Source organism: Natrinema sp. LJW11, from assembly GCF_056135975.1.
Map to the genome: position 1 here is coordinate 521,946 of NZ_JBWBDM010000002.1, position 23,144 is coordinate 545,089.

Annotated in this window: 24 protein-coding genes; 11 read left to right on the forward strand and 13 right to left on the reverse strand. The window is 65.7% G+C overall.

The window, feature by feature from the left end; genetic code table 11:
• Window positions 1-28: 28 nt before the first annotated feature.
• Both AC0QDI_RS07235 and AC0QDI_RS07240 read right to left on the reverse strand, forming a co-directional pair.
• Window positions 29-451: a thiol-disulfide oxidoreductase DCC family protein gene (locus AC0QDI_RS07235; protein WP_474666671.1), complete on the reverse strand. Its 423-nt coding sequence runs from the start codon at window positions 449-451 to the stop codon at window positions 29-31.
• A gap of 84 nt (window positions 452-535) precedes the next feature.
• Window positions 536-1,582, reverse strand: coding sequence for a phytoene/squalene synthase family protein (locus AC0QDI_RS07240; RefSeq protein ID WP_474666673.1), 1,047 nt, complete (start codon window positions 1,580-1,582; stop codon window positions 536-538).
• A gap of 163 nt (window positions 1,583-1,745) precedes the next feature.
• Between AC0QDI_RS07240 and AC0QDI_RS07245 the strand changes: the two genes are divergently transcribed.
• On the forward strand, window positions 1,746-2,387 hold the full coding sequence (locus AC0QDI_RS07245; protein ID WP_474667318.1) for an SDR family oxidoreductase: 642 nt from the start codon (window positions 1,746-1,748) through the stop codon (window positions 2,385-2,387).
• A gap of 40 nt (window positions 2,388-2,427) precedes the next feature.
• Here AC0QDI_RS07245 and AC0QDI_RS07250 read toward each other — a convergent pair whose 3' ends face one another.
• Entirely contained in the window at window positions 2,428-3,078 is a 651-nt protein-coding gene (locus AC0QDI_RS07250; RefSeq protein ID WP_474666674.1) for a helix-turn-helix domain-containing protein, read from the reverse strand.
• 39 nt (window positions 3,079-3,117) lie between these two features.
• On the opposite strand from AC0QDI_RS07250, the gene AC0QDI_RS07255 reads away from it, so the two are divergent.
• Together AC0QDI_RS07255 and AC0QDI_RS07260 are read left to right on the forward strand one after the other, a co-directional pair.
• Window positions 3,118-4,221, forward strand: a complete 1,104-nt coding sequence (locus AC0QDI_RS07255) for a complex I subunit 1/NuoH family protein (protein WP_474666676.1) — start codon at window positions 3,118-3,120, stop codon at window positions 4,219-4,221.
• A gap of 85 nt (window positions 4,222-4,306) precedes the next feature.
• Complete coding sequence (locus tag AC0QDI_RS07260; protein WP_474666678.1) at window positions 4,307-5,452, forward strand: acyl-CoA dehydrogenase; 1,146 nt, start codon at window positions 4,307-4,309, stop codon at window positions 5,450-5,452.
• A gap of 254 nt (window positions 5,453-5,706) precedes the next feature.
• On the opposite strand, the gene AC0QDI_RS07265 is transcribed toward AC0QDI_RS07260, so the two are convergent.
• From AC0QDI_RS07265 to AC0QDI_RS07275, 3 genes are all read right to left on the reverse strand, one after another.
• The gene (locus tag AC0QDI_RS07265) at window positions 5,707-6,519 is read right to left on the reverse strand and encodes a hypothetical protein (protein WP_474666680.1); all 813 of its coding nucleotides are present in this window, start codon (window positions 6,517-6,519) and stop codon (window positions 5,707-5,709) included.
• 122 nt (window positions 6,520-6,641) lie between these two features.
• Window positions 6,642-6,941, reverse strand: a complete 300-nt coding sequence (locus AC0QDI_RS07270) for a PadR family transcriptional regulator (RefSeq protein ID WP_474666682.1) — start codon at window positions 6,939-6,941, stop codon at window positions 6,642-6,644.
• A gap of 65 nt (window positions 6,942-7,006) precedes the next feature.
• Window positions 7,007-7,912: a DUF3267 domain-containing protein gene (locus AC0QDI_RS07275; RefSeq protein WP_474666684.1), complete on the reverse strand. Its 906-nt coding sequence runs from the start codon at window positions 7,910-7,912 to the stop codon at window positions 7,007-7,009.
• Window positions 7,913-8,020: 108 nt separating this feature from the next.
• On the opposite strand from AC0QDI_RS07275, the gene AC0QDI_RS07280 reads away from it, so the two are divergent.
• The gene (locus AC0QDI_RS07280; RefSeq protein WP_474666686.1) at window positions 8,021-8,320 is read left to right on the forward strand and encodes a DUF7111 family protein; all 300 of its coding nucleotides are present in this window, start codon (window positions 8,021-8,023) and stop codon (window positions 8,318-8,320) included.
• An 84-nt stretch (window positions 8,321-8,404) separates the two neighbouring features.
• Here AC0QDI_RS07280 and AC0QDI_RS07285 read toward each other — a convergent pair whose 3' ends face one another.
• The gene (locus tag AC0QDI_RS07285; protein ID WP_474666687.1) at window positions 8,405-8,728 is read right to left on the reverse strand and encodes a DUF7410 domain-containing protein; all 324 of its coding nucleotides are present in this window, start codon (window positions 8,726-8,728) and stop codon (window positions 8,405-8,407) included.
• Window positions 8,729-8,913: 185 nt separating this feature from the next.
• On the opposite strand from AC0QDI_RS07285, the gene AC0QDI_RS07290 reads away from it, so the two are divergent.
• Window positions 8,914-10,341: a heme o synthase gene (locus AC0QDI_RS07290; RefSeq protein ID WP_474666689.1), complete on the forward strand. Its 1,428-nt coding sequence runs from the start codon at window positions 8,914-8,916 to the stop codon at window positions 10,339-10,341.
• Window positions 10,342-10,539: 198 nt separating this feature from the next.
• Here the strand turns inward: AC0QDI_RS07290 and AC0QDI_RS07295 are convergent, their stop codons facing one another.
• The 4 genes from AC0QDI_RS07295 to AC0QDI_RS07310 all read right to left on the reverse strand — a co-directional run bounded on the left by AC0QDI_RS07295 (window position 10,540) and on the right by AC0QDI_RS07310 (window position 14,520).
• A complete protein-coding gene (locus tag AC0QDI_RS07295; protein ID WP_474666691.1) occupies window positions 10,540-10,983 on the reverse strand; it encodes a VOC family protein in 444 nt (147 codons plus the stop codon).
• 255 nt (window positions 10,984-11,238) lie between these two features.
• Complete coding sequence (locus AC0QDI_RS07300) at window positions 11,239-12,867, reverse strand: SLC13 family permease (protein WP_474666693.1); 1,629 nt, start codon at window positions 12,865-12,867, stop codon at window positions 11,239-11,241.
• A 67-nt stretch (window positions 12,868-12,934) separates the two neighbouring features.
• Window positions 12,935-13,180: a hypothetical protein gene (locus AC0QDI_RS07305; protein WP_474666695.1), complete on the reverse strand. Its 246-nt coding sequence runs from the start codon at window positions 13,178-13,180 to the stop codon at window positions 12,935-12,937.
• 272 nt (window positions 13,181-13,452) lie between these two features.
• Window positions 13,453-14,520, reverse strand: coding sequence for a M42 family metallopeptidase (locus tag AC0QDI_RS07310; RefSeq protein WP_474666697.1), 1,068 nt, complete (start codon window positions 14,518-14,520; stop codon window positions 13,453-13,455).
• Window positions 14,521-14,651: 131 nt separating this feature from the next.
• Between AC0QDI_RS07310 and AC0QDI_RS07315 the strand changes: the two genes are divergently transcribed.
• The 3 genes from AC0QDI_RS07315 to AC0QDI_RS07325 all read left to right on the forward strand — a co-directional run bounded on the left by AC0QDI_RS07315 (window position 14,652) and on the right by AC0QDI_RS07325 (window position 16,965).
• Window positions 14,652-15,821 carry a thiolase C-terminal domain-containing protein gene (locus AC0QDI_RS07315; protein WP_474666699.1) on the forward strand — a complete coding sequence of 390 codons (1,170 nt, stop codon included), beginning with the start codon at window positions 14,652-14,654 and terminating at the stop codon, window positions 15,819-15,821.
• Window positions 15,818-16,210 carry a Zn-ribbon domain-containing OB-fold protein gene (locus AC0QDI_RS07320; protein ID WP_474666701.1) on the forward strand — a complete coding sequence of 131 codons (393 nt, stop codon included), beginning with the start codon at window positions 15,818-15,820 and terminating at the stop codon, window positions 16,208-16,210. Before AC0QDI_RS07315 ends, AC0QDI_RS07320 begins: the two co-directional genes overlap by 4 nt.
• A gap of 98 nt (window positions 16,211-16,308) precedes the next feature.
• Window positions 16,309-16,965 carry a DUF502 domain-containing protein gene (locus AC0QDI_RS07325; RefSeq protein ID WP_474666703.1) on the forward strand — a complete coding sequence of 219 codons (657 nt, stop codon included), beginning with the start codon at window positions 16,309-16,311 and terminating at the stop codon, window positions 16,963-16,965.
• Window positions 16,966-16,990: 25 nt separating this feature from the next.
• Here the strand turns inward: AC0QDI_RS07325 and AC0QDI_RS07330 are convergent, their stop codons facing one another.
• On the reverse strand, window positions 16,991-17,935 hold the full coding sequence (locus AC0QDI_RS07330) for an alpha/beta fold hydrolase (protein WP_474666705.1): 945 nt from the start codon (window positions 17,933-17,935) through the stop codon (window positions 16,991-16,993).
• A gap of 192 nt (window positions 17,936-18,127) precedes the next feature.
• On the opposite strand from AC0QDI_RS07330, the gene AC0QDI_RS07335 reads away from it, so the two are divergent.
• The 3 genes from AC0QDI_RS07335 to leuD all read left to right on the forward strand — a co-directional run bounded on the left by AC0QDI_RS07335 (window position 18,128) and on the right by leuD (window position 21,453).
• Window positions 18,128-19,351, forward strand: coding sequence for a LeuA family protein (locus AC0QDI_RS07335; protein WP_474666707.1), 1,224 nt, complete (start codon window positions 18,128-18,130; stop codon window positions 19,349-19,351).
• A gap of 63 nt (window positions 19,352-19,414) precedes the next feature.
• Window positions 19,415-20,833: a 3-isopropylmalate dehydratase large subunit gene (gene leuC / locus AC0QDI_RS07340; RefSeq protein ID WP_474666709.1), complete on the forward strand. Its 1,419-nt coding sequence runs from the start codon at window positions 19,415-19,417 to the stop codon at window positions 20,831-20,833.
• The gene (gene leuD / locus AC0QDI_RS07345) at window positions 20,830-21,453 is read left to right on the forward strand and encodes a 3-isopropylmalate dehydratase small subunit (protein WP_474666710.1); all 624 of its coding nucleotides are present in this window, start codon (window positions 20,830-20,832) and stop codon (window positions 21,451-21,453) included. Before leuC ends, leuD begins: the two co-directional genes overlap by 4 nt.
• A 37-nt stretch (window positions 21,454-21,490) precedes the next feature.
• Here leuD and AC0QDI_RS07350 read toward each other — a convergent pair whose 3' ends face one another.
• Window positions 21,491-23,116: an AMP-binding protein gene (locus AC0QDI_RS07350; RefSeq protein WP_474666712.1), complete on the reverse strand. Its 1,626-nt coding sequence runs from the start codon at window positions 23,114-23,116 to the stop codon at window positions 21,491-21,493.
• Window positions 23,117-23,144 lie beyond the last annotated feature (28 nt).

Below are 23,144 nucleotides of genomic sequence, written 5' to 3' on the forward strand. Positions count from 1 at the left end.
CGATCGCGACGTCTCTCTTCTCCCCGTCTCACTCGAGGAAGCGCGCACCGACGTCGACGTCGGCCGGCGGCATGGCACATTGCTCTTTCTTGCCGAACCAGCGGTAGCGGCGCGCGGCGACGAAGTCGTATGCCCGGTCCCGAAGCCGACGCGGCAGGAATCGAGCGGGGCCGAGCAGCGCGTAGACGCCGCCGAGGAGGCGCGCGATGCGAATAACAGCGGACGACTTCACGTAACAGTCGTCGCCCTCGATCAACACGATCGACTCGAGTTCGTCGGTCGGTAGCCCGTGGTCGGCCAGCAACGCTTTGCCGACATCCGACTGCAGCGAGGCGAACCGAAAGACACCGGCCGTATCCCGCGGGAGGAGAAACTGGACGAACCCGTTACAGAGGTTGCAGACGCCGTCGAAGAGGATGACTGGATTCTCTCCCGCGATCGCGTCGCTCATCGATTAGCAGACGGTTGGGACCCGCCGTAATTCAGCGTTCCGGTCGTTCGAACGCGGTCGTGTGACCCCGAACCCGACGAGCGCTCACTGGTGGAGCGGCTGCTCCGCCATCTTGGCGCGAAGTTCGTCCAGTCGCGAGCGGGGGACGCCGTCCTCGAACTGCTGGAGGAGGGCGAACACCTCCGCTCGAGACACTTTGACATCGCCCTCGCGAACGACATCTTCGGGGCGTTCGCGCAGTTCGCGGAGGGTGCCGACCGCGAGCAGGTAGGGAATCGCCCACGCCGAGAGCCGGTTGCCGTGGTGTTCGGGCACGACCTCGAGGTAGCGGTGGGCGTCGTCGAGGTAGCGTTCGGCGCGGTTCGTCACCCGCTTGATGACGTTCGTGACGCCGCCGTGGTGGTCCTCGTCGGTCACCGATTCGATATCGACGTCCTCCGCCGCGAGCCACTCGGCGGGGAGGTAGACGTTGTTCTCGTCGTGATAATCGGACTCGACGTCCTTCGCGATGTTGACCAACTGGAGGAGGAGCGCGAACGAGCGCGCGTTCCCCCGCATCTCGTCGGCCCGTTCCTGCGACGTGCCGCGGGCGACCAGTCCGGTGATCAAGGTACCGACGGTGCCGGCGGCGTACCAGCAGTACTCCTCGAGTTCCTCGATCGTCTGGAGGCGTAACCCGCCTTCGCTCGCGTAGCGGTCGGTGAACATCGCCATCCCGTCGACGAGTTCGCGGACCGGTTCGCGCATGATCTCCCGGGGCTCCTCCTCGAGCGATTCGAACGTCCGCAGGACCCGGGGCGTCTCGGCGACGACGTCCCAGTCGTCGGTTCGCTCCTCGGGAATCCACGGTTCGACGTCGTCCATGAACGCCGAGACGGAGCCGCCCGCGTTCGGATCGAGCAGTCGATCGTACGTGGCGAGCAGTTCGGTCTGTGCGTCCGGCGGGATGTGGCCCGCATCCTCGATCGTGTCGGCAATTCGACAGAGAAGGTAGCCGACGCAGATGTGTCTCGACATCGGCTCTTCGAGCCGGTCGATCGTGATCGAGAAGGTCCGCGAAACGCCGTGAACCGCGTCGTAACACCACTCGAGGTCGGCGTCAGTGGGGGGTTCGGGCTGGCCCGTGGTCATCTACTCGAGTTAGTTTCGTGACCATCGGGGAAAAACACCGCGGTCGCGGCGTGCTCTTCCGATCGGTGGCCAAACGAAGGTGCGACCGACCCCGGACGCGATCCACTGCGACCCGGCGACTCCCGACAAAACCGGTATCACGGAGCGACGCGAAGCCGAAGTCGTGACCGAAACCGTACTCATCGCCGGCGCGCACGGGCAGGTCGGACAGCACGTGACGGAACTGCTCGGCGCGAGCGATCGCACCGCTCGAGCGATGGTCCGCGACGAGTCTCAGACCGACGAGATGGCGGAACTGGGCGGAGAACCGGTCGTCGCGGACCTGACCGGAGACGTCGACCACGCGGTCGAAGGCTGTGACGCGATCGTCTTCGCGGCCGGTTCGGGCGGCGAGGACGTCTACGGCGTCGACCGCGACGGCGCGATCAATCTGATCGACGCGGCGAGCGAGGCGGGCGTCGACCGGTTCGTCATGCTCAGTTCGATGGGTGCCGACGACCCCGAGGGCGGTCCCGACGCGCTCGAGGACTACCTGACTGCGAAAGCGGAGGCCGACGAGTACCTCCGGCAGAGCGGTCTCGACCACACGATCGTCCGCCCGGGGGAGCTGACCGACGACTCCGGGGTCGGGACGATCGAAATCGGGGAGGACATCGGACTGGACGCCGGGGACATTCCCCGCGAGGACGTCGCCCGGACGCTCGTAGCCACGCTCGACTACGACTCCCTCGTCGGGCAGACGTTCGAACTCCTCTCGGGCGACGAACCGATCGGCGAGGCCCTCGAGACGATCGGCTCGCAGTAGTCGCGTCCTTCTTCGCGCCACATCGGCCGCGCCGTGGCCGTCACAGTACCGTTCGGATAATGCGTGATTCCGCCTTCTGGAGGTGCTCCGCCGCGGTACTTCGCGCACACTCCAGTTCCGCCGCTACGTCCTCGATCGTCGCCTCGCGCGGGGTTTCGTAGTAGCCCGTCGCCAGCGCGGTGGCGATCGCTTCACGCTGGCGCGACGTAAGCGCAGCATCGACGGTTTCCCGCGCCGTGTCGTACTCCCCGACGCGTTCGACCGCAACGTTGATTCCGTCAGGAACGGTCGCCAGTGCAGTCCGGAGCGCGTCAGCCTCACCGACCACCTCGAAGCGGACCCCGCCGTCGTCCTCATAGGTCAACGGTGGAAGGACGAGCAGCCCATCCCGCGTGAACGCCTCGTACAGGGTTCGCTCGATCGCGGTCGTCCGCCCCTGCGTGTAACAGTAGAACCGTCGCTCATCGATTCGCGTGATGGCGAACGACTCGGTTTCGGAGGTCGACTCGAGCGCGTCCGCGAGCGCTCCGGCGTCGCCGACGACGGAAAACAGGAAAGCGGGGACATCGATGTCCGCGATGTTCCAGTGGACCATCCGGACGCGGTCGACGAACTCCCGCTCCGTCATGACCGTGTGCACCGGATGGATTTCGCGGTCCGTCGGCCGGACGGTCAGTCGGAGATACCGCATGGATCGGGGTTTGGACGGCACTACTATAAACGTCCGAATATGTCTCGCAGAATCGAACTCCGGGAGCGGGACGAACCACTGCGCATGACGCTACTCCCCGAGGCGGTCGCTCGGACGCTGTTCGGCGTCTCACCGTCTCTCCTCGAGCAGATTGTCGCTGCGATCGCTGCCGCCGTACTCGTCGCGTCGATTCCATTGACGTGTGCGGCGATCGTTATCTGGGCAAAGCGCAAAGTAACGGCCGCATTCACCGACCGGATCGCCCCGAACCGACTCGGACCCGGCGGAACGCTAATCATCGTCGCCGACGCCGTCCGCCTGCTTAGCAAGGAACTGATCGTTCCGGCGGAAGCCGACCGGCCGGCGTACGACCTCGGTCCGATCGTCGTCGTCTTCTCGGCCATCGTCGGATTCGCGGTCGTTCCGATGGGGTCGATCGCCGGCGTCACCGTTCAGTTGGCCGACCCCGAGGTCGGGCTGGCGTACGTCTTCGCGGTCGCGTCGCTTGCCACGCTCGGACTCGCGATGTGCGGCTACGCGTCGGCGAACAAGTACTCGCTGCTCGGCGGACTGCGTGCGGTCGCACAGAACATCGCCTACGAGATCCCGCTGATCGTCACCGGGATGTCGGTCGTGATCTTCGCCGGCACCTTACGGATGGGCGAAATCGTCGCTGCCCAGCAAGCGACGCTCTTCGAACTCGGCGGGCTGTCGATCCCGTCGTGGTACGCGATCGTCAACCCCTTCGCCTTCGCCCTGTTTATGACGGCGAACCTCGCGGAAGTCGGCCGCAACCCATTCGACGTGCCCGAAGCACCGACCGAACTCGTCGCCGGCTACCAGACCGAGTACTCCTCGGTCTACTTCGTGCTCGTCTACATGGGCGAGTTTGTACACGTCTTTCTGGGCGGTGCGATCGTCGCCACGGTCTTCCTCGGCGGGCCAGCCGGTCCGATCCTTCCCGGATTCGTCTGGTTTCTCGGCAAGATCTGGGCCGTGTTCCTGTTCACGCAGTGGGCGCGCTCCGCGCTGCCGCGAGTCCGGATCGACCAACTGATCGAGATCGGCTGGAAGGGGCTGCTCGTGTGCTCGTTCACCAACCTGTTCGTTACCGCGGCCATCGTCGGCTTGTTGGCCGGGTGAGTCGCCCGATGTCGGGGTTCGACGCCGCCTCGAGGCCGCTGCCGAAGAGGGAACTCTAAAGACGCGAGGCCACGCATTCGGGCGTATGGACTTTGCACTCTCGGCCGAGCAACAACAGATTCGAGAGATGGTCTCGGAGTTCGTCGACGAGGAGGTCGTCCCCGTCGCCGACGAGATCGACCACGACGACGAGTTCCCCGCCGATCTCGTCAGCGAGATGGGCGAACTCGGGCTGATGGGGATGCCCTTCCCCGAGGAGTACGGCGGTGCCGGACTGGACTATCACTCCTACGCGATCGGCCTCGAGGAGATCGCCCGCGGCTCGGGCGGCCTGGGAACGATCGTCGCGGCCCACACCTCGCTGGCGGGCAACATGCTCTACGAGTTCGGCGACGACTCCCAGAAGGAGGAGTACCTGACGCCGCTGGCCGAGGGGCGAGACATCGGCGCGTTCGCGCTCTCCGAGGCGGGCGCGGGGAGCGACGTGCCGGCGATGGACACCACCGCGACGAAAGAGGGCGACGAGTACGTGATCAACGGCGGCAAGCTCTGGATCTCGAACGGTTCCGTAGCCGATACGGTCACCCTGTTCGCGAAAACCGATCCGGAGGCGGGCAACAAGGGGATCTCCTCCTTCATCGTTCGGCCCGAGGAGGACGACGGCTTCATCGTCGAGGGCACGGAGGACAAACTCGGCGACAAGGGCTGTCCGACCGCGGAACTCCGGTTCGACGACCTTCGGATCCCGGAATCGCGCCGGCTCGGCGAGGAGGGCGAGGGCTTCGTCCACGCGCTGAAGACCCTGAACGGCGGCCGAATCACCATCGCGGCCCGCGGCGTCGGCATCGCCCGCGCGGCCTTCGAGGAGGCTCGCGACTACGCGAACGAGCGCGAGCAGTTCGGCCACCCCATCGGCGAGTTCCAGTCGATCAAGCACAAGCTGGCGGACATGGACACGAAGATCCAGGCTGCGAAAATGCTCATGCACAAGGCCGCGGACAAGAAGATCCGCGGCGAGGACTACATCAAGGACGCCTCGCAGGCCAAGCTCTACGCCTCCGAAGTGAGCCGCGAAGTCGCGAACGAAGGAATCCAAATCCACGGCGGCTACGGCTACACCAAGGACTTCGCCGCCCAGCGCTTCTACCGCGACGCCAAACTCAACGAGATCTACGAGGGCACCAGCGAGGTGCTGCGGAACACGATCGGCGATCAGTTGCTCGAGGAATAGCACCGACGGAAAGCGAGTCGCGGACTTCTTCTCGCTCGATCACGCCGACGACAGGAACGTGACTTTCGCTCTTCCCTGCTGAAGCACTTCAGGGAAACGGGGAGGAAGGTGCATTCGATGCCCACTGTGGAGACAACTGTGTATCGGACATCTGCTCAGAATCCCGCTCCGAGACCGTGTCTGCCGGCTCTTGTTAACCTCTGAAGCAATCTGATCCGGTATCCGATGCCGATCGTTTGAAAAGCAGACTGCGATTACTCCCACTCTGAGCGCGGATCCGTCGGCACGATCCACGCTGCGAGTCCGTCGGGATCCGTCGACCGCTCCGCACGGAATCGCTCCCGTTCGAGGGCGATTTTCATCGCGAAAAAACCGCTCAGGACGGTTATGGTGCCGACCCGTTCGGCGTTCGATTCGGCGACGGTCGACTCCGCGAACAGGAGAATCGAGAGCCCGACGAAGAAATACAGCGTGACAAAGCCGCTGTACAGTAAGATGAAGCGAACCGGGAGCTCGAGCGTGGTGTATGCCGACAGGGCTTCGTGGCGACGGCGACGAAAGTAACCGCGAGGAACGGTGACGAGGTGAGCGGCGACTATCGCCAGCGCCGCGCCGAGTACCAAGGGGGACGTGAACTCCGAGAGCGCCGCCAGAAACGGCGATATCGGTACGGCCGGCCGGCTCCCGCCAGACCAGTCCGCTTGCCCCGTCAGAACGACTCCCGCCGAGAGTACGAGGAAGACACAGAAGAGCACCGGGGGGACGACGATCCGCAGATTCCGCGGGTAGATCGAGGGCAGTGACCGGTGGAGATCAATTGTCCAGGGCTCATCGCTCTGGTTGGTGCCGCCGCCGATGACGGGAAGAAGGGTTTCCTCTCGCTCCTCGACGAGACTGTTTCGCTGTGCGAACATGGCACAGCCACCGTATACGACGAGCAACGTTATCGCGTCGAGACAGTAGAGTTGCACGACGGTAATAAATTCCCAATCGAGCACCCCGTAGCCGGCGAGCGGCAGTAGATTGGCGATCGCTACCAGCCAGAGTTCGAACCGATCGCCACCCATCTCTCGGTTTCTGGACATCGCCGCATAATTTATCGGTATCGTGTCGATGCTAAATGCATCGGTCCGTTGATCCGCGTGACAGCAGTCGATCGGTTGCCGCCTCGAGCGTCGAGGCACTCGTGCTATTCGCTCGCTACGTCTCCCTCCAGACAGTCCCGAACCCACTCTGCGTGTTCTCGGACCCTTTGCTCCCCGCCATCGGTCAGCGCGTAGACGTCGTGCAGTCCCTCAGTTCGTTTCTCGACGAAGCCCGCGTCGACCAGCGCCGACAGCGAGCCGTAGAACGACTTCGGATCGAGCCGGTCGTCGTAGTGGGACTCGAGGTACGATTTCAGCTGCTGGCCGCGTAGCTCGCCGTCCTCGGCCGCCGCGAGCAGGAAACAGACGTCCCGACGGCGACCGCTCCGGAGCCACTTGCTCATACCTCGAGGTGCGTCCGAGAGACGCTCGAGCGTTACGGTTTCGACTCTCGCTCGCACGTTCTGGTTCAGTCGCGCTCGAGCCGTCCGCGGACGGTCGCCACGGCCGTCCACCCGATCCCGCCGAGGACGGCCGCGGCGAGCAGCGCCCAGTCACCGATCTCGAGGAGGGCGGTGCCGTCGGGGTGGCGGTCGTGACGGAAGAGCAGCCAGCCCTTCTCCGGATCGCCGAGGACGACGTCGCCGGTGCCGACCGCGAGCGAGAGGAGGACGGCCAACAGCGCGTAGGTCACGATCGCGGCGAGGGTTCCGACGCTCCCGGTCAGAAATCGCGCGAGGAGCGGCGTGCCCGGAAGCCGGCCGACGGAGCGGTCGTCAGCGCCGTAGATTCCGAACCCCTGCACGCCGCCGGGCGGGTCCCCGACGCGAACGTCGGCGGGGTACTGGCAGAGGACGGCCGCCATCCAGAGGTCGCCGATCGAGCCGGCGGCGTTCGCCGCCAGCGGCACGATCAACAGGGGCGACGGTACGACGACCATCGCGGCGAGTCCGAGGGTCGTGATCACCGCGAACGGCGCGAGCAGGGCGACGAGCAACTGATTTCGGGTGTAGCTCGCGCCGCTCGTTTCGGCGTACGCGTACGGTAACACGAAGTACGAGAGACCGATGCCGTAGTCCGGCGTGTCGCCGTAGCGTGCCATGAACACGCCGTGAAGCAGTTCGTGGGGGACGACCACGCAGACGAGCAGCCCGAGGGAGACGGCGACCGCGCCGGCCACCGTCGGCGGCGAGGACGGCGCGATCACGATCGGCTCGAGCGACGTCCCGCGAATCCACGCGAGGACGTGCCCGAAGCAGTAGGCGGAGCCGAAGAATCCGACCGCGGAGACGACGAGCCACTGGAGCGTGACCGCTCGAGTGAGTCGAAACGCCGCGAGCGGTCGGCGGGCCGTGGAGGGTTCGGAACGGCTCACGAGGCGACCCTCGAAGGCGACCGAAAAATCGGTGTCGATGTTCGCTTCCCCCGCGGGCCGTCGATCGGAACCGACAGCTTCCCGGTGGTCGCCCCGCGAGTTGCCGCCATGACCGACGATCGGACGGCCGAGGCCGACGGTATCAGGGCCACTTACGAGGAAACCGAGACGGAACGAGTCCTCTCGTTCGAACGCGTGGAGGCCGACGGCGGCGAGGTCGGCCTCACGGCTGCGATCGCCCAGAACCGCGAGGGGTACGCGATGTTGAAAGTACGACCGACGGCCGAGGGCGACGAACTCGAGCGCTATTACGGGTTCGACATGGCCCTCGATCACGCGGGTGAGTTGCTCGGCGTCTCGCCACACGACCTCCCGATTCCGGACGCGGCCGACGATATGGGGATGTAACTCAGACGGTCTGCTGTCAGTCAGTTCCGGCGCGACCGCAGGCCGGATCGCGGTCGCGCCGGTACATCGGTACAGCAAACCGGATCAGACGACGAACGCGGCGACGATCAACAGACCGAAGTACAACAGGACCAGGACGCCGAGGGCGTACAGCCGAAAGCGGCGCGTCTCCGCGCGCTCCTCGCGGATCGCCCGCTCGACGGTCGCGCGTTCGCGATCCGAGAGTCGGTCGGGATGCTCGAGGCCGCGATGGAAGGACTCGTAGCGCGCTCGCCGAAAGGGTCGGTTACAGTAGGGACAACGAACGGGCGGCTCGTCGCGAACTTCGAGCTCGGGCTCTCCAGTGGCTGTACTCGCTCCGGAGAGGGTATCGATCGCCGGGGCTTTCTCGCGTGAGTCACCGGACACGGCGACCACTACGCGGGCCGGCCCAATGCCTCTTCGGTGTGCACCCGATTGCTGCAGTCCGACGGCGATACCGTCGACTGCCGGTCCGCATCCTCTGTCCGGTTCAGTGGGCGGAAAATCGCCGCAAGCGGGAAGAAGCGGGAGCCATAAATACGCGGAGTCGAAGGATGTAGACGAGACTAGCCGTGGCAACAGAGTCGTTTCCCCGCCCGATCGGCACGCGACGCCGCTTCTCCGCACTGCTCACAGCGACCGCGCTGGGCGTCTACCTGCTGTTGATCGTCGGCGCGACGACGTCGCTGACGAACGCCGCCGCGTCGTGCTCGACGTGGCCGACCTGTCACGCACCCGTCGACCCGCTGAGCCAGACCGAACTCGCTATCGCGTGGGCCCACCGACTCACGGCCGTCGTCGTCGGCCTGCTCGTCACCGCGACGGCCCTCGCCGCGCTCCTCGGTGACGCCTCGAGCCGCGTCCGAGCGGCGCTGGTCGTCGCCACCCTCCTCTACGTCGTCCAGATCGGCGTCGGGGCTGTCACCGCGACGACCGGTTCCGCTGCGATCCTCCCCGGACTCCACCTCGCGCTCGGCCTCGTGATCTTCTCGGGGATCGTCCTCGCGCTCGCGTGGGACCTCGAGATCGCGACCGGGAGCGACGATGACGCCATCGACTCGCCCGAACCGCTCGCGGACCTCGACGAGGAGGTTCCGACCGCGTCCGAACGCACGCTCCCCTCGAGTCGGCTGGCCCGCGCACGGCTCACCGCCTTCGCCTACTTCCAGATGATGAAACCGCGGCTGATGTGGCTGCTCTGCCTCGTCGCCGCCGCCGGAATGGCGCTCGCCGCAGGCCCCGGCCTCGAAATCTACACCATCGTCGCGACGCTCGGCGGCGGCGTCCTCGCGATCGGCGCGAGCGGGACCTTCAATCACGTCCTCGAGCGCGACGTCGACCAGAAGATGTCCCGCACGGCGGATCGACCGCTGGCGGTCGACCTGATCCCGGTTCGAAACGCGCTCGCGTTCGGACTCGGGCTGACCGCGCTGTCGCTCGGGGCGTTCCTGACGATCAATCGGCTCGCGGCCGCGCTCGGCCTGGCCGCGATCATGTTTTACAGCGTCGTCTACACACTGGTTCTCAAACCGAACACGGTCCAGAACACCGTCATTGGCGGCGCTGCGGGCGCGCTACCCGCGCTGATCGGCTGGGCCGCCGTGACGAACGAGATCGGCTGGCCCGGGCTCGCGCTCGCTGGCGTCATCTTCCTCTGGACGCCGGCGCACTTCTACAACCTCGCGCTGGCGTACAAGGACGACTACGCTCGCGGCGGCTTCCCCATGATGCCGGTCGTCCGGGGCGAGACCGTCACCCGCAAACACATCCTCTACTACATCGCCGCGACGTTCGTGAGCACCATCGCCCTGGCGTGGATCACCGAACTCGGCGCGCTGTACGCCGGCACGGTCGTCGTCTTCGGCGGGATCTTCCTCTGGGCCGCCGTTCGCCTCCACTTCGAACAGACCGAAGTCGCCGCGTTCCGGTCGTTCCACGCCTCAAACGCGTTCCTCGGTGCTGTGCTGGTCGCGATCCTCGTGGACGCGCTCGCGTTCTGAATCAGTTGCCCCTCCCGTTCCAACGGCCTCCGTGATAACTGTCACAAGCGGCCTGCTGAATATAGAGGCTGAGTTCAGCACGCTGCTTCCTTTGTTTCGCGCCGAAACCGACGAACTTTCCGCTCAGTAGACCTGCTTACTTAACAGCGGGACTCACCCTTCCATCCTCGCACGTGTCCGGTGGACAGGCCGGTTCGGTTAGGAGGAGTCGAGTTGTTCGGTAAGTTCGACGATCAGACCCTCCGGGCCGCGGACGTAGCAGAGCCGGTAGATGTCCTCGTAATCGCGAACCTCGCCGACTGTGTCAAAGCCTTTGCCTCGTAGTCTATCAACGATCGTATCGAGGCCATTGATCTCAATGGCGATGTGCCGGAAGCCCATTCGGTTCGCAGGAAAGTAGTGTGCCTCCTCATCGCCGGTCGGCGCGTGGTACTTGACGAGTTCGAGCCTACCACTGCCGTCCGGCGCTCGCACCATCACCACCTCCGCTCGGACGCCGTCGAGCCCGTTGATCTTATCGACCGTCTCGCCCTCGACCAACGCCCCGCCCTCGCGCTCGAATCCCAGGTCGAGGAAGAACGCGGCCACGGCCTCGAGGTCATCGACGACAACACCCACATGATCGAAACGTAGCGTCTCCATCTCGCGCACTCTAGGCGTTCGACTCTCTTGAACCAACCTGCTACTGAAACGCTGAAGTCGCGAGGACGACCGGATCGAGAGTGATCCATTTGCGGCGGTTGATTGGAGGTAACCCCAACGATATCTACACGTCCTGTACTGAGCGCCTTCAACTTCGCAAATCGGGCTAGTCTCATGCGACATTCGCGTCTTCGATTCAGCACGCGCTCAGAACATCATTCCTATCCAAACAACTGTGTCACCCTCTTCGGTCGCTCACCACAGCAAATGTGGCCAGACGAACGTAAAGAGGAACCAGATGATCCCCGTCAGCACGACGGTCATAATTGCGTTCAGTACGAGCCCCGTCCGGAGCATGTGGCGCTGCTCGACGTAGCCGCTACCGAATACGATGGCGTTCGGCGGCGTCGCGACCGGGAGCGCGAAGGCGAAGCTCGCGGCGATCGCGCCGGCGACCGAGAGGAAGAGCGCGGTCGAAAAGTCGGTCAGCCCGAGCGTCGCCGAGAAGACGCTCCCCAGGCTGATCAGGATGGGAACGATGATACTGGTCGTCGCGGAGTTCGACGTCATCTCGGTCAGGAAGATGACCACCAGGACGACCGCACCGATGACGAGGACGATAGGGGCGCCGACGAGGCCGCCGAACACCGTATCCGCGATCCACTCCGTCGCGCCCGTGTCCGCCAGCGCGTTCGCGAGGGAGATACCGCCGCCGAACAGCAATAGCGTCCCCCAGTCGATGTCGACCAGTTCGTCCCACTCCATCGTATCGGCCAGCACGAGCGCGGGAATCGCGGCGACGCCGACCATGACGTAGTAGAGCAGTCCCTGATGGCCCTCGACGCCGAAGACCGTCATTCCGTCCCCGCCGAACAGCGTCGTCAGCCAGACGCTCGAGAGGTACGGTTCGAAGAACTCGCCGAGTCCGCCGAGCATCCAGAGCCCGGCCGTCACGGCGAAGATCGCCGCAACCCGTTTCCCGCGAGGATCGAGTTCGCCCATGGCCTCGAGTTGTTCGCGGGCGGTGGTACGAGCCCCCTCGACTTCCGGAATCTTCGGCGGATACAGCACGTACGTCAGGACGAACCAGACGATCGGGAGCGTCACGACGACGACCGGGAAGCCGACGAGGAACCAGTCGGTGAACCCGATTTCGTAGTCCAGAATCGCGTTGAGCTGGCCCACGAGGATCGCGTTCGGCGGCGTGCCGATGATCGTCCCGACGCCGCCGACGCTCGCGGCGTAGGCGGTCCCGAGGAGCATTCCGATTTGGAGGTTCGTAAAGTCGGCCGTCTGTTCGACGGCCCCGCCGTCAGCGGCCGTTTCGGTCGTTTCGACCGCCTCGGAATCTCGGGTCGAGTCCCCGGCCGACGCGAGATCGTCCCGGTCGAGCACCTGCGTGAGGACGCCGATCGCGATGGGCGTCATCATCGCGGCCGTCGCGGTGTTCGAGACCCACATCGACAGTACGGCGGTCACGACCATGATCGCGAGGATCAACCGTCGCGGTGAACTCCCCATCCTGGCGATGGCGTATAACGCGATCCGTCTGTCGATATCGTACTTTTGAATCCCGTTCGCCAGCATGAACCCGGCCAGAAAGAGGAAGATGATGTGGTCGGCGAACCCGACGAGAGCGGCGTCCATGGTGTCGTAGACGCCGGTCCCGGTCAACAACACCGGAATCGTCAGCGCGGTGACCGCCAACGGGAGTGCGCCGCTCACCCAGAGAAAGCCGGCGAAGAACATCGTCGCGATGGCGTACTGCCCCGTCGTCGAGAGCCCCGACGGAGATGGCGCGGCCGCGATCGCCACCAACCCGATTCCGGCTAGGAGAAATTGCAGTATTCGGCCGTTTGACCCGCCTAACAATCCATGTATCATTGATACAGGCAGGATTATCACTATTATTCTTAAGCTCTTTCATTCGCGAACGTGCCCACGGTGACAGCTAGAAGTGGTCGACGATCGCTCGCATCTGCTCGTCAGTGAGTTCGGAGCCGTAGAGTTTCAGGAGCGTCCCTCGGCGGGAACGAGACAGGGACCGACTCCCGCTCTCGAGCATCGAGAGATGGGCCTGCACGAGCTCGTCGATTTCCCGTTCGACCGCCCGCTGATCGTATCCGGCCGCGACCCGGAGGAGTCGCCACGCGAGGGGAGAGACCGCGTCCGGATCCGGACCGTCGGGAGCGTCCATGATAGTCAGGTACGAGTGAAATGAAAGGCATCATTGAAATGTGCTTCGTCAGGCCGCCGATACTCCCCACGCTCGCCTCGTCGAACGGACCGAACCGACGCGAGGCCGTCGGCGCCGTCACCGCTCGCCGCGCGTCTCAAGTTGCGACGGCGGTGGATCGGCCGTCGCGACCGCTTCGTCCGAGCCGGTTCGTACGGTCTGCTGTACGTCAGTACCGGCGCAACCGCGATCCAGCCTGCGGTCGCGCCGATACATCGGTACAGCGAACCGTATCAGAGGGTGTAGTCGTACTCCCCGTCTTCGGTCGCCAGAAACGCCTCGAGCAGGTCGATCGTCGCCGCGACGTCGTCGACGTGGGCGGTCTCGGTCACGGTGTGGAGGTACCGCGTTGGAACCGAGATCGCACCGACCGGTTTCGCGCCGGACGCCTGCTGGAAGCCGGCCGTGTCGGTGCCGCCCGCGGGGAGGATCTCGAGTTGGTGGTCGATTCCCTCCGCGTCGGCGACCGACTGCAAGCGGCCGTGGAGCTTCGGGTTGGTGATGACGCTCGAGTCCTTGAGCTTGATCGCCGTGCCGTCGCCGAGTTCGGTGACGCGCTCGCCGGCGTCGAAGCCGGGGATGTCGTTGGCGACGGTGACGTCCAGCGCCAGCGCGAGGTCGGGGTCGATATCGACGCCGAGGGTGCGCGCGCCCCGCAGGCCGACTTCCTCCTGGACGGTCGCACAGAAGTGGATCGTCACGTCCGGCTCCGTCAATCGGCGGGCAGCCTCGAGCATGGCGAACAGACAGACCCGATCGTCCAGGGCCTTGCCGGTGATCGTCTCGCCGACGCGCTCGGTGGTCTGGTCCATCGTGACGAGATCGCCGGGCGAGACGCGCTCCTCGAGCTCGTCGTAGGGGAGGCCGGGGTCGACGACGACGTCCTCGACTTCGGGGGTCTTCTCCCGCTCTTTCTCGTCTAACGTGTGCGGCGGGGGCGAGCCGATGACGGCCGGAACGTCCTCGTCTCCGGCGTGGATCGTCACCCGCTGGGCCTTGAGGACGCGGGCGTCCCAGCCGCCGAGCGCGTCGAGTTCGACGAAACCGTAGCCGTCCTCGTCACCGCGGACGTGGCGCACCATGAAGCCGATCTCGTCCATGTGTGCCGCGACGGCCACCGAGTAGTCGCTCTCGCCCTCGAGCGTTCCGACGACGTTGCCCATCGCGTCGGTCCGGATGCGGTCGACGGACCCCTCGAGTTCTCGGACGACGAGGTCGCGAACGCGATCCTCGTAGCCGGGGACGCCGCTCGTCTCGGTGAGTTCCGTCAGGAGATCCAGGTCGAACGGAACGGTTGTCATGCTCGAAACTGCGTCGGCTTCTCATAAAAGGCCGCGGAAAGAGCGACCGTAACTAAATATGACGTGTCACCGAACGTGAGGGGGGATCCGTAACCGCGGAGTATTAACGGATCCGACCACTACCTGTGCCTATGAGTGACGTACGAGTAGCAGGCACAGGGCTAACGCCGTTCGGAAACAGCCCCGAACGGACCGGCCGCGACCTCTTCGCCGAAGCGAGTATCACGGCCTTCGAAGCGAGTGGCGTTCCGCGAGACGACGTCGAGGCGGTCCTCTACGGCAACTTCATGGGCGAGCTTTCCGAGCATCAGGGCCACCAGGGACCGCTGATGGCCGAAGCGGCGGGCGTCCAGGCCCCCGCGACCCGCTACGAATCCGCGTGTGCCTCGAGCGGAACCGCCGTCCGCGAGGCCGTCAAACGAATTCGTAACGGCGAGAACGACGTCTTGCTGGTCGGCGGGGCGGAGCGGATGACTAACCTCGGTACCGCGGGCGCGACCGAAGCGCTCGCGATCGCCGCGGACGACCTCTGGGAGGTGCGAGCCGGCGTGACCTTCCCCGGTGCGTACGCCCTGATGGCGCAGGCCTACTTCGACCGGTTCGGCGGCGAGCACGAGGACCTCGCCCACATCGCCGTCAAGAACCACGCGAACGCGCTGACCAACGAGAAGGCCCAGTACCAGAGCGCGATCGAGGTCTCGGACGTTCTCGAGGCCCCGCCGGTCTCCGAACCGCTCGGGCTGTACGACGCCTGTCCGATCTCGGACGGCGCGGCCGCGCTCGTCCTCACGAGCGAGTCCTACGCCCATGAGCACGACTTGGAGGCGTCCGTTGCGATCACGGGCACCGGGCAAGGCGGCGACCGGATGGCGCTGCACGACCGCGACCATCTCGCCCGCTCGCCCGCCGCGCGCGCGGCCGGCGAAGAAGCCTACGCCGACGCCGGCGTCGACGCGAGCGACGTGGACCTCGCGGAGGTCCACGACTGCTTTACGATCGCCGAAGTGCTCGCGCTCGAGGCCTTGGATCTCGAGCCGATCGGCGAGGGGATCTCGGCGGCTCGCGACGGGCGGACGACTGCGGACGGCGAAACGCCGGTCAACCTCTCGGGCGGGCTCAAGGCCAAGGGGCACCCGGTGGGCGCGACAGGCGCATCCCAGATCGCCGAAGTCACCGATCTCCTGACCGGCGAGCATCCCAATAGCGAACACGTTTCGGACGCGACGACCGGCGTCGCCCACAACGCGGGTGGCACGGTCGCCAGTGCGACCGTTCACGTGCTGGAGGTGACGGATCGATGAGCGACGCCGAATCCGTCGCCGACGCCGGCTTCGACGAGTGGCTCGAGGCTGCCGCGGACGGCGAGGCCTACTTCCTCGAGTGCGCCAACGGTCACGGCTCCCTGCCGCCGCGACGGGTGTGCCCCGACTGCGGCTCGACCGACCTCGAGGAGGCCGCCCTGCCCGAGACCGGCGAGGTCCAGACGTTCACCGTCACGCACGTTCCGACGCCCGCTTTCGAGGAGGACGCCCCGTACGCGACGGCAATCGTCGACTTCGGCCCCGTGCGGATCACCGGTCAGATCGTCGGCGTCGATCCCGCGACGGTCGAGACCGGGCTCGAGGTCGAACTCGAGAGTACGGTCTCCGAGACGACCGGCGAGCGCGTTATCGGACTCCGGCCGGCGTAGCCGGTTCGCATTCGACCGAGTCCGTCGCGACGATCGTTTGACGCGCGGTTTCTTTCGGTCGCCAGAGGGTATTTTTACTTCGACGAGTACGACATGCTATGACTCTCTCGTCTCGTGTCAAGAGCAGCTTCGTCGCCGGGCTAATCCTGGTCGCGCCCCTCGCGGTCACGCTGTACATTCTTCGCTTCCTCGTCAACTGGTCGTTACAGTTCGTCACGCCGGTCGTTCGCGCCGCGGGGTTGGCGCAGTACACGAGAAACGTCGAAGTCGTCGCTCAACTGTTGGCCGTCGTCCTGATCGTCGCCGCGATCGTCGTGCTGGGCTTTCTCGCCCAGCAGAGCGTCGGCCGACACCTGTTCGGCAACATCGGTCGGCTCGTCAACGTGGTGCCGCTGGTCAGCACGATCTACGGGAGCGTTCGCCAGGTCGCCGACTCGCTCGTCGAGCGGAAGACGAGTTACGAGAGCGTCGTGCTGGTCGAGTACCCTCGCGAGGGCGTCTACATGATCGGCCTCGTCACGGGCGAGAGCCCGCGGGCGGTCGAGGACGTGTCCGGGCAGGAGACCTATAACGTCTTCTTGCCGAACAGTCCGAACCCGACCGCCGGCCGATTGGTGTTGCTTCCGGAAGATCAGGTTCACGAGATCGACATGAGCGTGCGCCGCGGGATGCGCCTCATCGTCACGACCGGTATGGGCGACGAACGAGAGGAAGCGGCCGTCTCGCCGCCGGCGATCGAGAACGTTCCGAAGTAAGGGCGGAGTCAGCGGATACGTCCGGCTACTCGTCGACGTCGATACCGGCCCGCGGGAGTTCCGCGCTCAGGTACTCGACGAACTTGTCGGGGTGTTCGGCGTGTGGCAGTTGGGTCGCATAATCGATGACGACCAGATCGAGATCGGCCGCCTCGGCGAGATCTCGCCCCTTCCGAAGCGGGACGAGTTCCGCATCGCGGCCCCAGACGAGCGTGGTCGGCGTCTCGAGGGCGGCCAGTTCCGTCGCGAGATCGAACTCGGGGTCGAGGGTGCCCGCGGCGAAGGACGCGGGGGCGTAGCGCGCGCCGGGCTGGTGGGCGGTGTCCCAGGCGTACTGGACTTCGCCGGCGTCGATGCGGTCGGAATCGTAGTAGCCGTCGCGGTCGTAGAAGTACCGGATCGACGGCTTGCTCGCGAGCAGGTTGTACAGCGTCGTCCCGACGATGGGCGTCCGCAGAAGGGTGCGGACCCACGGTCGCGCGTCGCTCGTCTCGTCGGTCGGACTGATCAACACCAGCCGTTCGATATCGATTTCGTCGGCGGCGTCGACCGCGAACGCGCCGGTCAACGAGGACGCGACGACGATCGGCTCGTCGGTGACGTCGGCCGCGAAGTCGCGGATAAACTCGGCGTAGAGGGACGCCGAGTAGACCAGCGGCGGCCGCTCCGATCGGGCGAAGCCGGGGAGGTCGACCGCGTAGACGTGGTAGTTCTCGGCCAGTTGCTCGAGGATGGGCCCGAACTCGTTACTGCTCGCGCCCGCGTGAATCCCGTGGAGTAAGAGCATATCGGGGTCGTTGGGATCGCCGGCGACGGTGTAGGTCGTCTCGATTCCCCGCCACCGATACGTTCGTTCGATACCGGGAAGCGGACTCTCGAGGTCGCCGGCGCGCCGTTTCAGGAGGCGATTGCCGAGAATGGCCCCGCCGACGGTTCCGAGCGCTGCACCGAGGACTGTTCGGGCTTTCATGGGGGACCGTACGACGGCAACGGCCTTAGATCTCGGGTTCTGATGGGGTCCCTGCCGGGAGCGAGACCGGGGAGAGGCCGACCGGGGATTCGTTCCCACGCTCCAGTAATCGATTGAAGAAAGAAATTACCTACAGATATTAACCATACACATCATAAAATTCAATATAATTGTTTTACAATTCAGCAGTGAATGTTCAGCGATAAAGACAGTTCGGCTGGTCATCAAGCAGTACATCGAGGGGCTCTCGATTGCGATTCCGACCTGCAGCGTGCCCGGTTGTTCGACACGACGCTCCGCGACGGCGAGCAGTCGCCGAGCGTCTCGTTTACCTACGACGAGAAGCGAGCGGTCGCATCGACGCTTGACGAGATGGGGACCCACGTCATCGAAGCGGGATTTCCGGCGAGCTCCGACGCCGAGTTCGAAGCCGTTCGGGATATCGCCGCCGCCACGACGACGACGACCTGCGGGATGGCACGGGCCGTCGAATCCGACATCGACACCGCGCTCGAGGCCGGCGTGGAGATGATCCTGACGTTCGTCTCGACCAGCGACGTTCAGTTAGCAGACTCGATGGATACCACTCGGGGGGCGGCGAAACGGCGAGCGGTCGACGCCGTCCGCCGGGCGGACGAAGCCGGCGTCGAGGTGATGTTCGGCCCCATGGACGCCACTCGAACTGACGAGTCGTACTTGCTCGAGGTCGTCGATGCGGTTACGGACGCCGGCGCGGACTGGATCGTCGTGCCGGACACGTGTGGCGTCGCCACGCCGGATCGATTTTACGACCTCGTCTCGCGGATCGACGCTCGAACCGACGCGCGGATCGACGTTCACACGCAGGACGACTTCGGGCTCGCCGCGTCGAACGCGCTGGCGGGGCTGCGAGCCGGTGCGTCGCAGGCGCAAGTGACGGTCAACGGGATCGGCGAACGCGGCGGCAATGCGGCCTACGATGAAGTCCTCATGGCGTTGCACAGCCTGTACGACGCCGATACCGGGATCGATACGACGCGGCTCACGGCCCTCTCGGAGACCGTCGCCGAGGCGTCTGGAATCGCGGTGCCGGCGAACAAGCCCATCGTCGGAGCGAACGCGTTCGCCCACGAGAGCGGGATCCACGCCGCCGGCGTCATCGAGAACGCCGACACGTTCGAACCCGGCGTCATGACGCCCCAGATGGTCGGCGCCGAACGGAAACTCGTCCTCGGGAAACACTCCGGCACCCGCTCGGTCCGGGAACGGCTCTGCGACCTCGGATTCGCCCCGTCCGACGAGAACGTCCGGGCGATCACGCGGGCGGTCAAAGAACACGCCGCCGCGAAAAACCGAGTGACGGTGGAGGACCTCGAGCGGTTCGCCCGCGACGTTGGCGCGACGCGGACCGCCGATGGAGCGGTGAACGATGATTGAACCGAAGTCACCGACCCGCTCGCCGTCCCTGCCGACCGACGATCGCCGGGGGGAGCGCCGACGATGAGCCGGGGAACGCTGTACGACAAGGTCTGGGATCGACACACGGTGCGGTCGCTTCCCACGGGGCAGGACCAGCTGTACGTCGGTTTGCACCTCGTTCACGAGATGACGAGCCCGCAGGCGTTCGGAATGCTCCGCGAGCGGGGGCTGTCGGTTGCCCGGCCCGACCGGACCCACGCGACGGTCGACCACATCGTCCCGACCGGCGACGCGGAACGGCCGTATCGCGACGACGACGCCGAGCGACTGATCACCGCGCTCGAGGACAACGCCGAGCGGACGGGGATCGACATCGCCGGTCCGGGGACGGAGACGCGAGGAATCGCCCACGTCATCGGGCCCGAACGGGGGTTGACACAGCCCGGTATGACAATCGTTTGCGGCGACAGCCACACGTCGACGCACGGGGCCTTCGGCGCGCTCGCGTTCGGAATCGGAACCTCTCAGGTTCGGGACGTCCTCGCGACGCAGACCGTGGCGGTCGAAAAACAGGCCGTCAGGCGGATCGAGGTGACCGGAACCCTCGCCGACGGCGTCGGCCCCAAAGACGTGATGCTCGAGATCGTTCGACGACTCGGGACCGACGGCGGTGTCGGCTACGTCTACGAGTACGCCGGCGACTGTATCCGTGAGTTGGGCATGAGCGGTCGAATGACGATCTGTAACATGTCGGTCGAAGGAGGTGCCCGCGCCGGGTACGTCAATCCGGATCGGACGACCTACGACTGGCTGCGGGCGACCGACCACTTTCGCGACCGGCCCGATCTATTCGAGGAGCGACGGGCGTACTGGGAGTCGATCCGCTCGGATGCGGACGCCCGGTACGACGAGACGGTGACGATCGACGTCAGCGACCTCGAGCCGATGGTGACGTGGGGGACGACGCCCGGACAGGCCGTCGGCATCTCCGATCCGGTTCCCGACCCCGATGGGCTCGACGACGACGACCGCGTCGCCGCTCAGCGCGCCCAGCGCCACATGGACGTCGAGCCGGGGGAGCCGATGGACGGCTACGAGATCGACGTCGCGTTCGTCGGCTCGTGTACGAACGCGCGGCTCGCGGACCTCCGCCGTGCGGCGTCGATGGTTCGACACCGACGCTGTCACGACGATGTCCGCGGACTGGTCGTTCCCGGAAGCGAGGGCGTCAAGCGGGCCGCCGAGGCCGACGGGCTCGACGACACCTTCCGATCGGCCGGTTTCGAGTGGCGCGAACCCGGCTGCTCGATGTGCGTCGGCGTCAACGAGGACCGGCTGACGGGCGAGGCGGTCTGTGCCTCGTCGTCGAACCGGAACTTCGTCGGCCGGCAGGGAGCGAGCACGGCCCGTACCGTCCTGATGAGCCCGCGGATGGTCGCCGCCGCCGCGATCGAAGGGTGCGTGACCGACGTGCGTACGTTCGACGGGGTGGCGACGTGACCGAACGCGCTGGCGATCCGCCGTCGGTCGCGTCCGTCGCCGGCAGCGGGATACCGATCCGCGGCAACGACATCGACACCGATCAGATCATCCCCGCCCGTTTCGTCACAGTGGTCACCTTCGACGGAATCGACGAGTTCGCGTTCTTCGATGCGCGCTACGACGAAACCGATACCCCGACCGACCACCCGATGAACGACGATCGGTTCGACGAGGCGTCGGTGATGGTGGTCAACCGAAACTTCGGGTGTGGGTCCTCCCGAGAACACGCGCCACAGGCCCTCGTCCGGCGAGGGATCGATGCCTTCATCGGCGAGTCGTTCGCCGATATCTTCGCCTCGAACTGCCTGCTTCTCGGCGTGCCGACGGTGACCGCGGACGCGGCGACGATCGACGCGCTGCAAGCGTGGATCGAGACCACCCCCGACGGTACCGTCACCGTCGACATCCCCGGCGAAACGGTCACGTACGGCGACCGGACGGTCGACGTTACCGTTCCGGAAACGCAACGGCGCGCGCTCGTCAATGGCACGTGGGATACGACCGCCATCTTACGGTCGGGCGAAGCCGCGATCCGCGAGACCGAACGGTCACTCCCGTATCTCGAGCCGCGATCGTGACGCCACAGTGGGACGGACGACGGCCGCCGGAATCCGACTAGCCACGAAGCGCCGTCCGCCTGATTTTCCCCCGTTTCGTCGTCGGTATCTCGGGGATCACCGCGATCGAGCCCGGCACTTGATGCGGGGCCAACCGCTCGGAGAGGTGCGACAGGAGTTCGGCTTCGATCGCGTCGGTATCGAGTTCCGCGGCCGCATCGTCGCTCAGTTCGACGTACGCCACGATCTCGCCGTCAGCTTCCCGGCCGACGACGGCGGAGGCAGCCACCGGAGACGACGCGTTGAGCACCGTCTCGACGTCCGTCGGCCTCACGTACTGCTCCTCGAGTGCGATAATATCGCTTTTTCTGGAAACGTATTCGACGGAGCCGTCCTCGTCCCGCCGGCACATCACGTCGGTCCGCAAGACGTCGCCGACCCGCTGTGCATCCGTTTTGACGGGCATGTTCCAGTAGCGGTCGAACGCGACCGGATGCGACGCGGGGACGGCGAGTTCGCCGATCCGGTCGGTGCCGACGTCGTCGCCCGACTGATCGACGAGTCGAACGTCGGCACCGGGTGCAGGCTTCCCGATGCGATCCGCACTCGGCTCGAACCAGGCCGGACAGTCCGAGAGGAACAACTGCGCTTCGGTCTGACCGTAGGCTTCGACGGGCACGGCACCGAGCGACGACTCGACCCACTCCAGCAGCTCCGATCGATACGGCGAACCGCCCGTACTGACAACGGAGAGTCGCTCGAGCGCGGGCACCGTCTCGTGGGACTCTTTCAGCCGTTTGAGATGCCCCGGCTTGATGAACGCGTTCGTCACGCCCTCGGACCGCAGGAGTTTACCCAGCGCGTCGCCGTCGGTCGGGTCGTCCAGCCGCCGAGCGACGTAGGTGCCTCCGTAGTGAAGCGCGGTGTAGAGATAACAGAGCGCGCCGACGTACGCCCACTCGGCGTTCGACCAGTAGACGCGGTCGACCCCGACCGCGAGGTCGTTCCACATCTCCGCACCGGGATAACAGCCCACGAAGTGTCCGTGGCCGTGGACCACTCCCTTCGGGTCGCCGGTCGTCCCGCTCGTGTAGATCACCATCGCTGGATCGTCGATAGCCGTCGAACGCGCCGCAAAATCGGCGTCGAACGCGGCCCGTTCCCGCTCGAGGTGACAGTCCGCACGCTCCCCGCCGTCGATCGAAAGCACCGACTCGAACGCCGTCTCGAGGTCCATCACCGTCGCGATCCGGTCGAGCACCGTCGCGTTCGCCACCAGATGCTGAGCGCCGCTGTCGGAAAGGCGGTACTGCAGCGCGTCCGCGTCGGACTCGGACGAAAGCGGGACTACCACCGCACCGAGCTTGAAGATCGCGAGCTGCGAGCACAGCGTCAGCGGGTCGTTCGGCGCGGCGACGGCCACGCGGTCGCCCCGCGTCACGCCCTTCTCGGAGAGGAGGGTCGCGAGTTGGCTCGCCGTCGCGTCGAGGTCGGCGAAGGTGTACCGCGTCCCACCGTCCTCGTCGGGGACGACCATCGCGACGCGACGCTCGGCGTTCGGTTGCGTCTCGAGGATATCCGTCGCGATGTTGTACTCGTCCGGGATCTCCCACTCGAACTCGTCGCGAGCTGCCTCGTAGGTTTCGAACGTCGATAGCGCAGGGTCGTGCGTGTACGGGTCCATCGTGATGAATATACGAACCGTCCGTCTT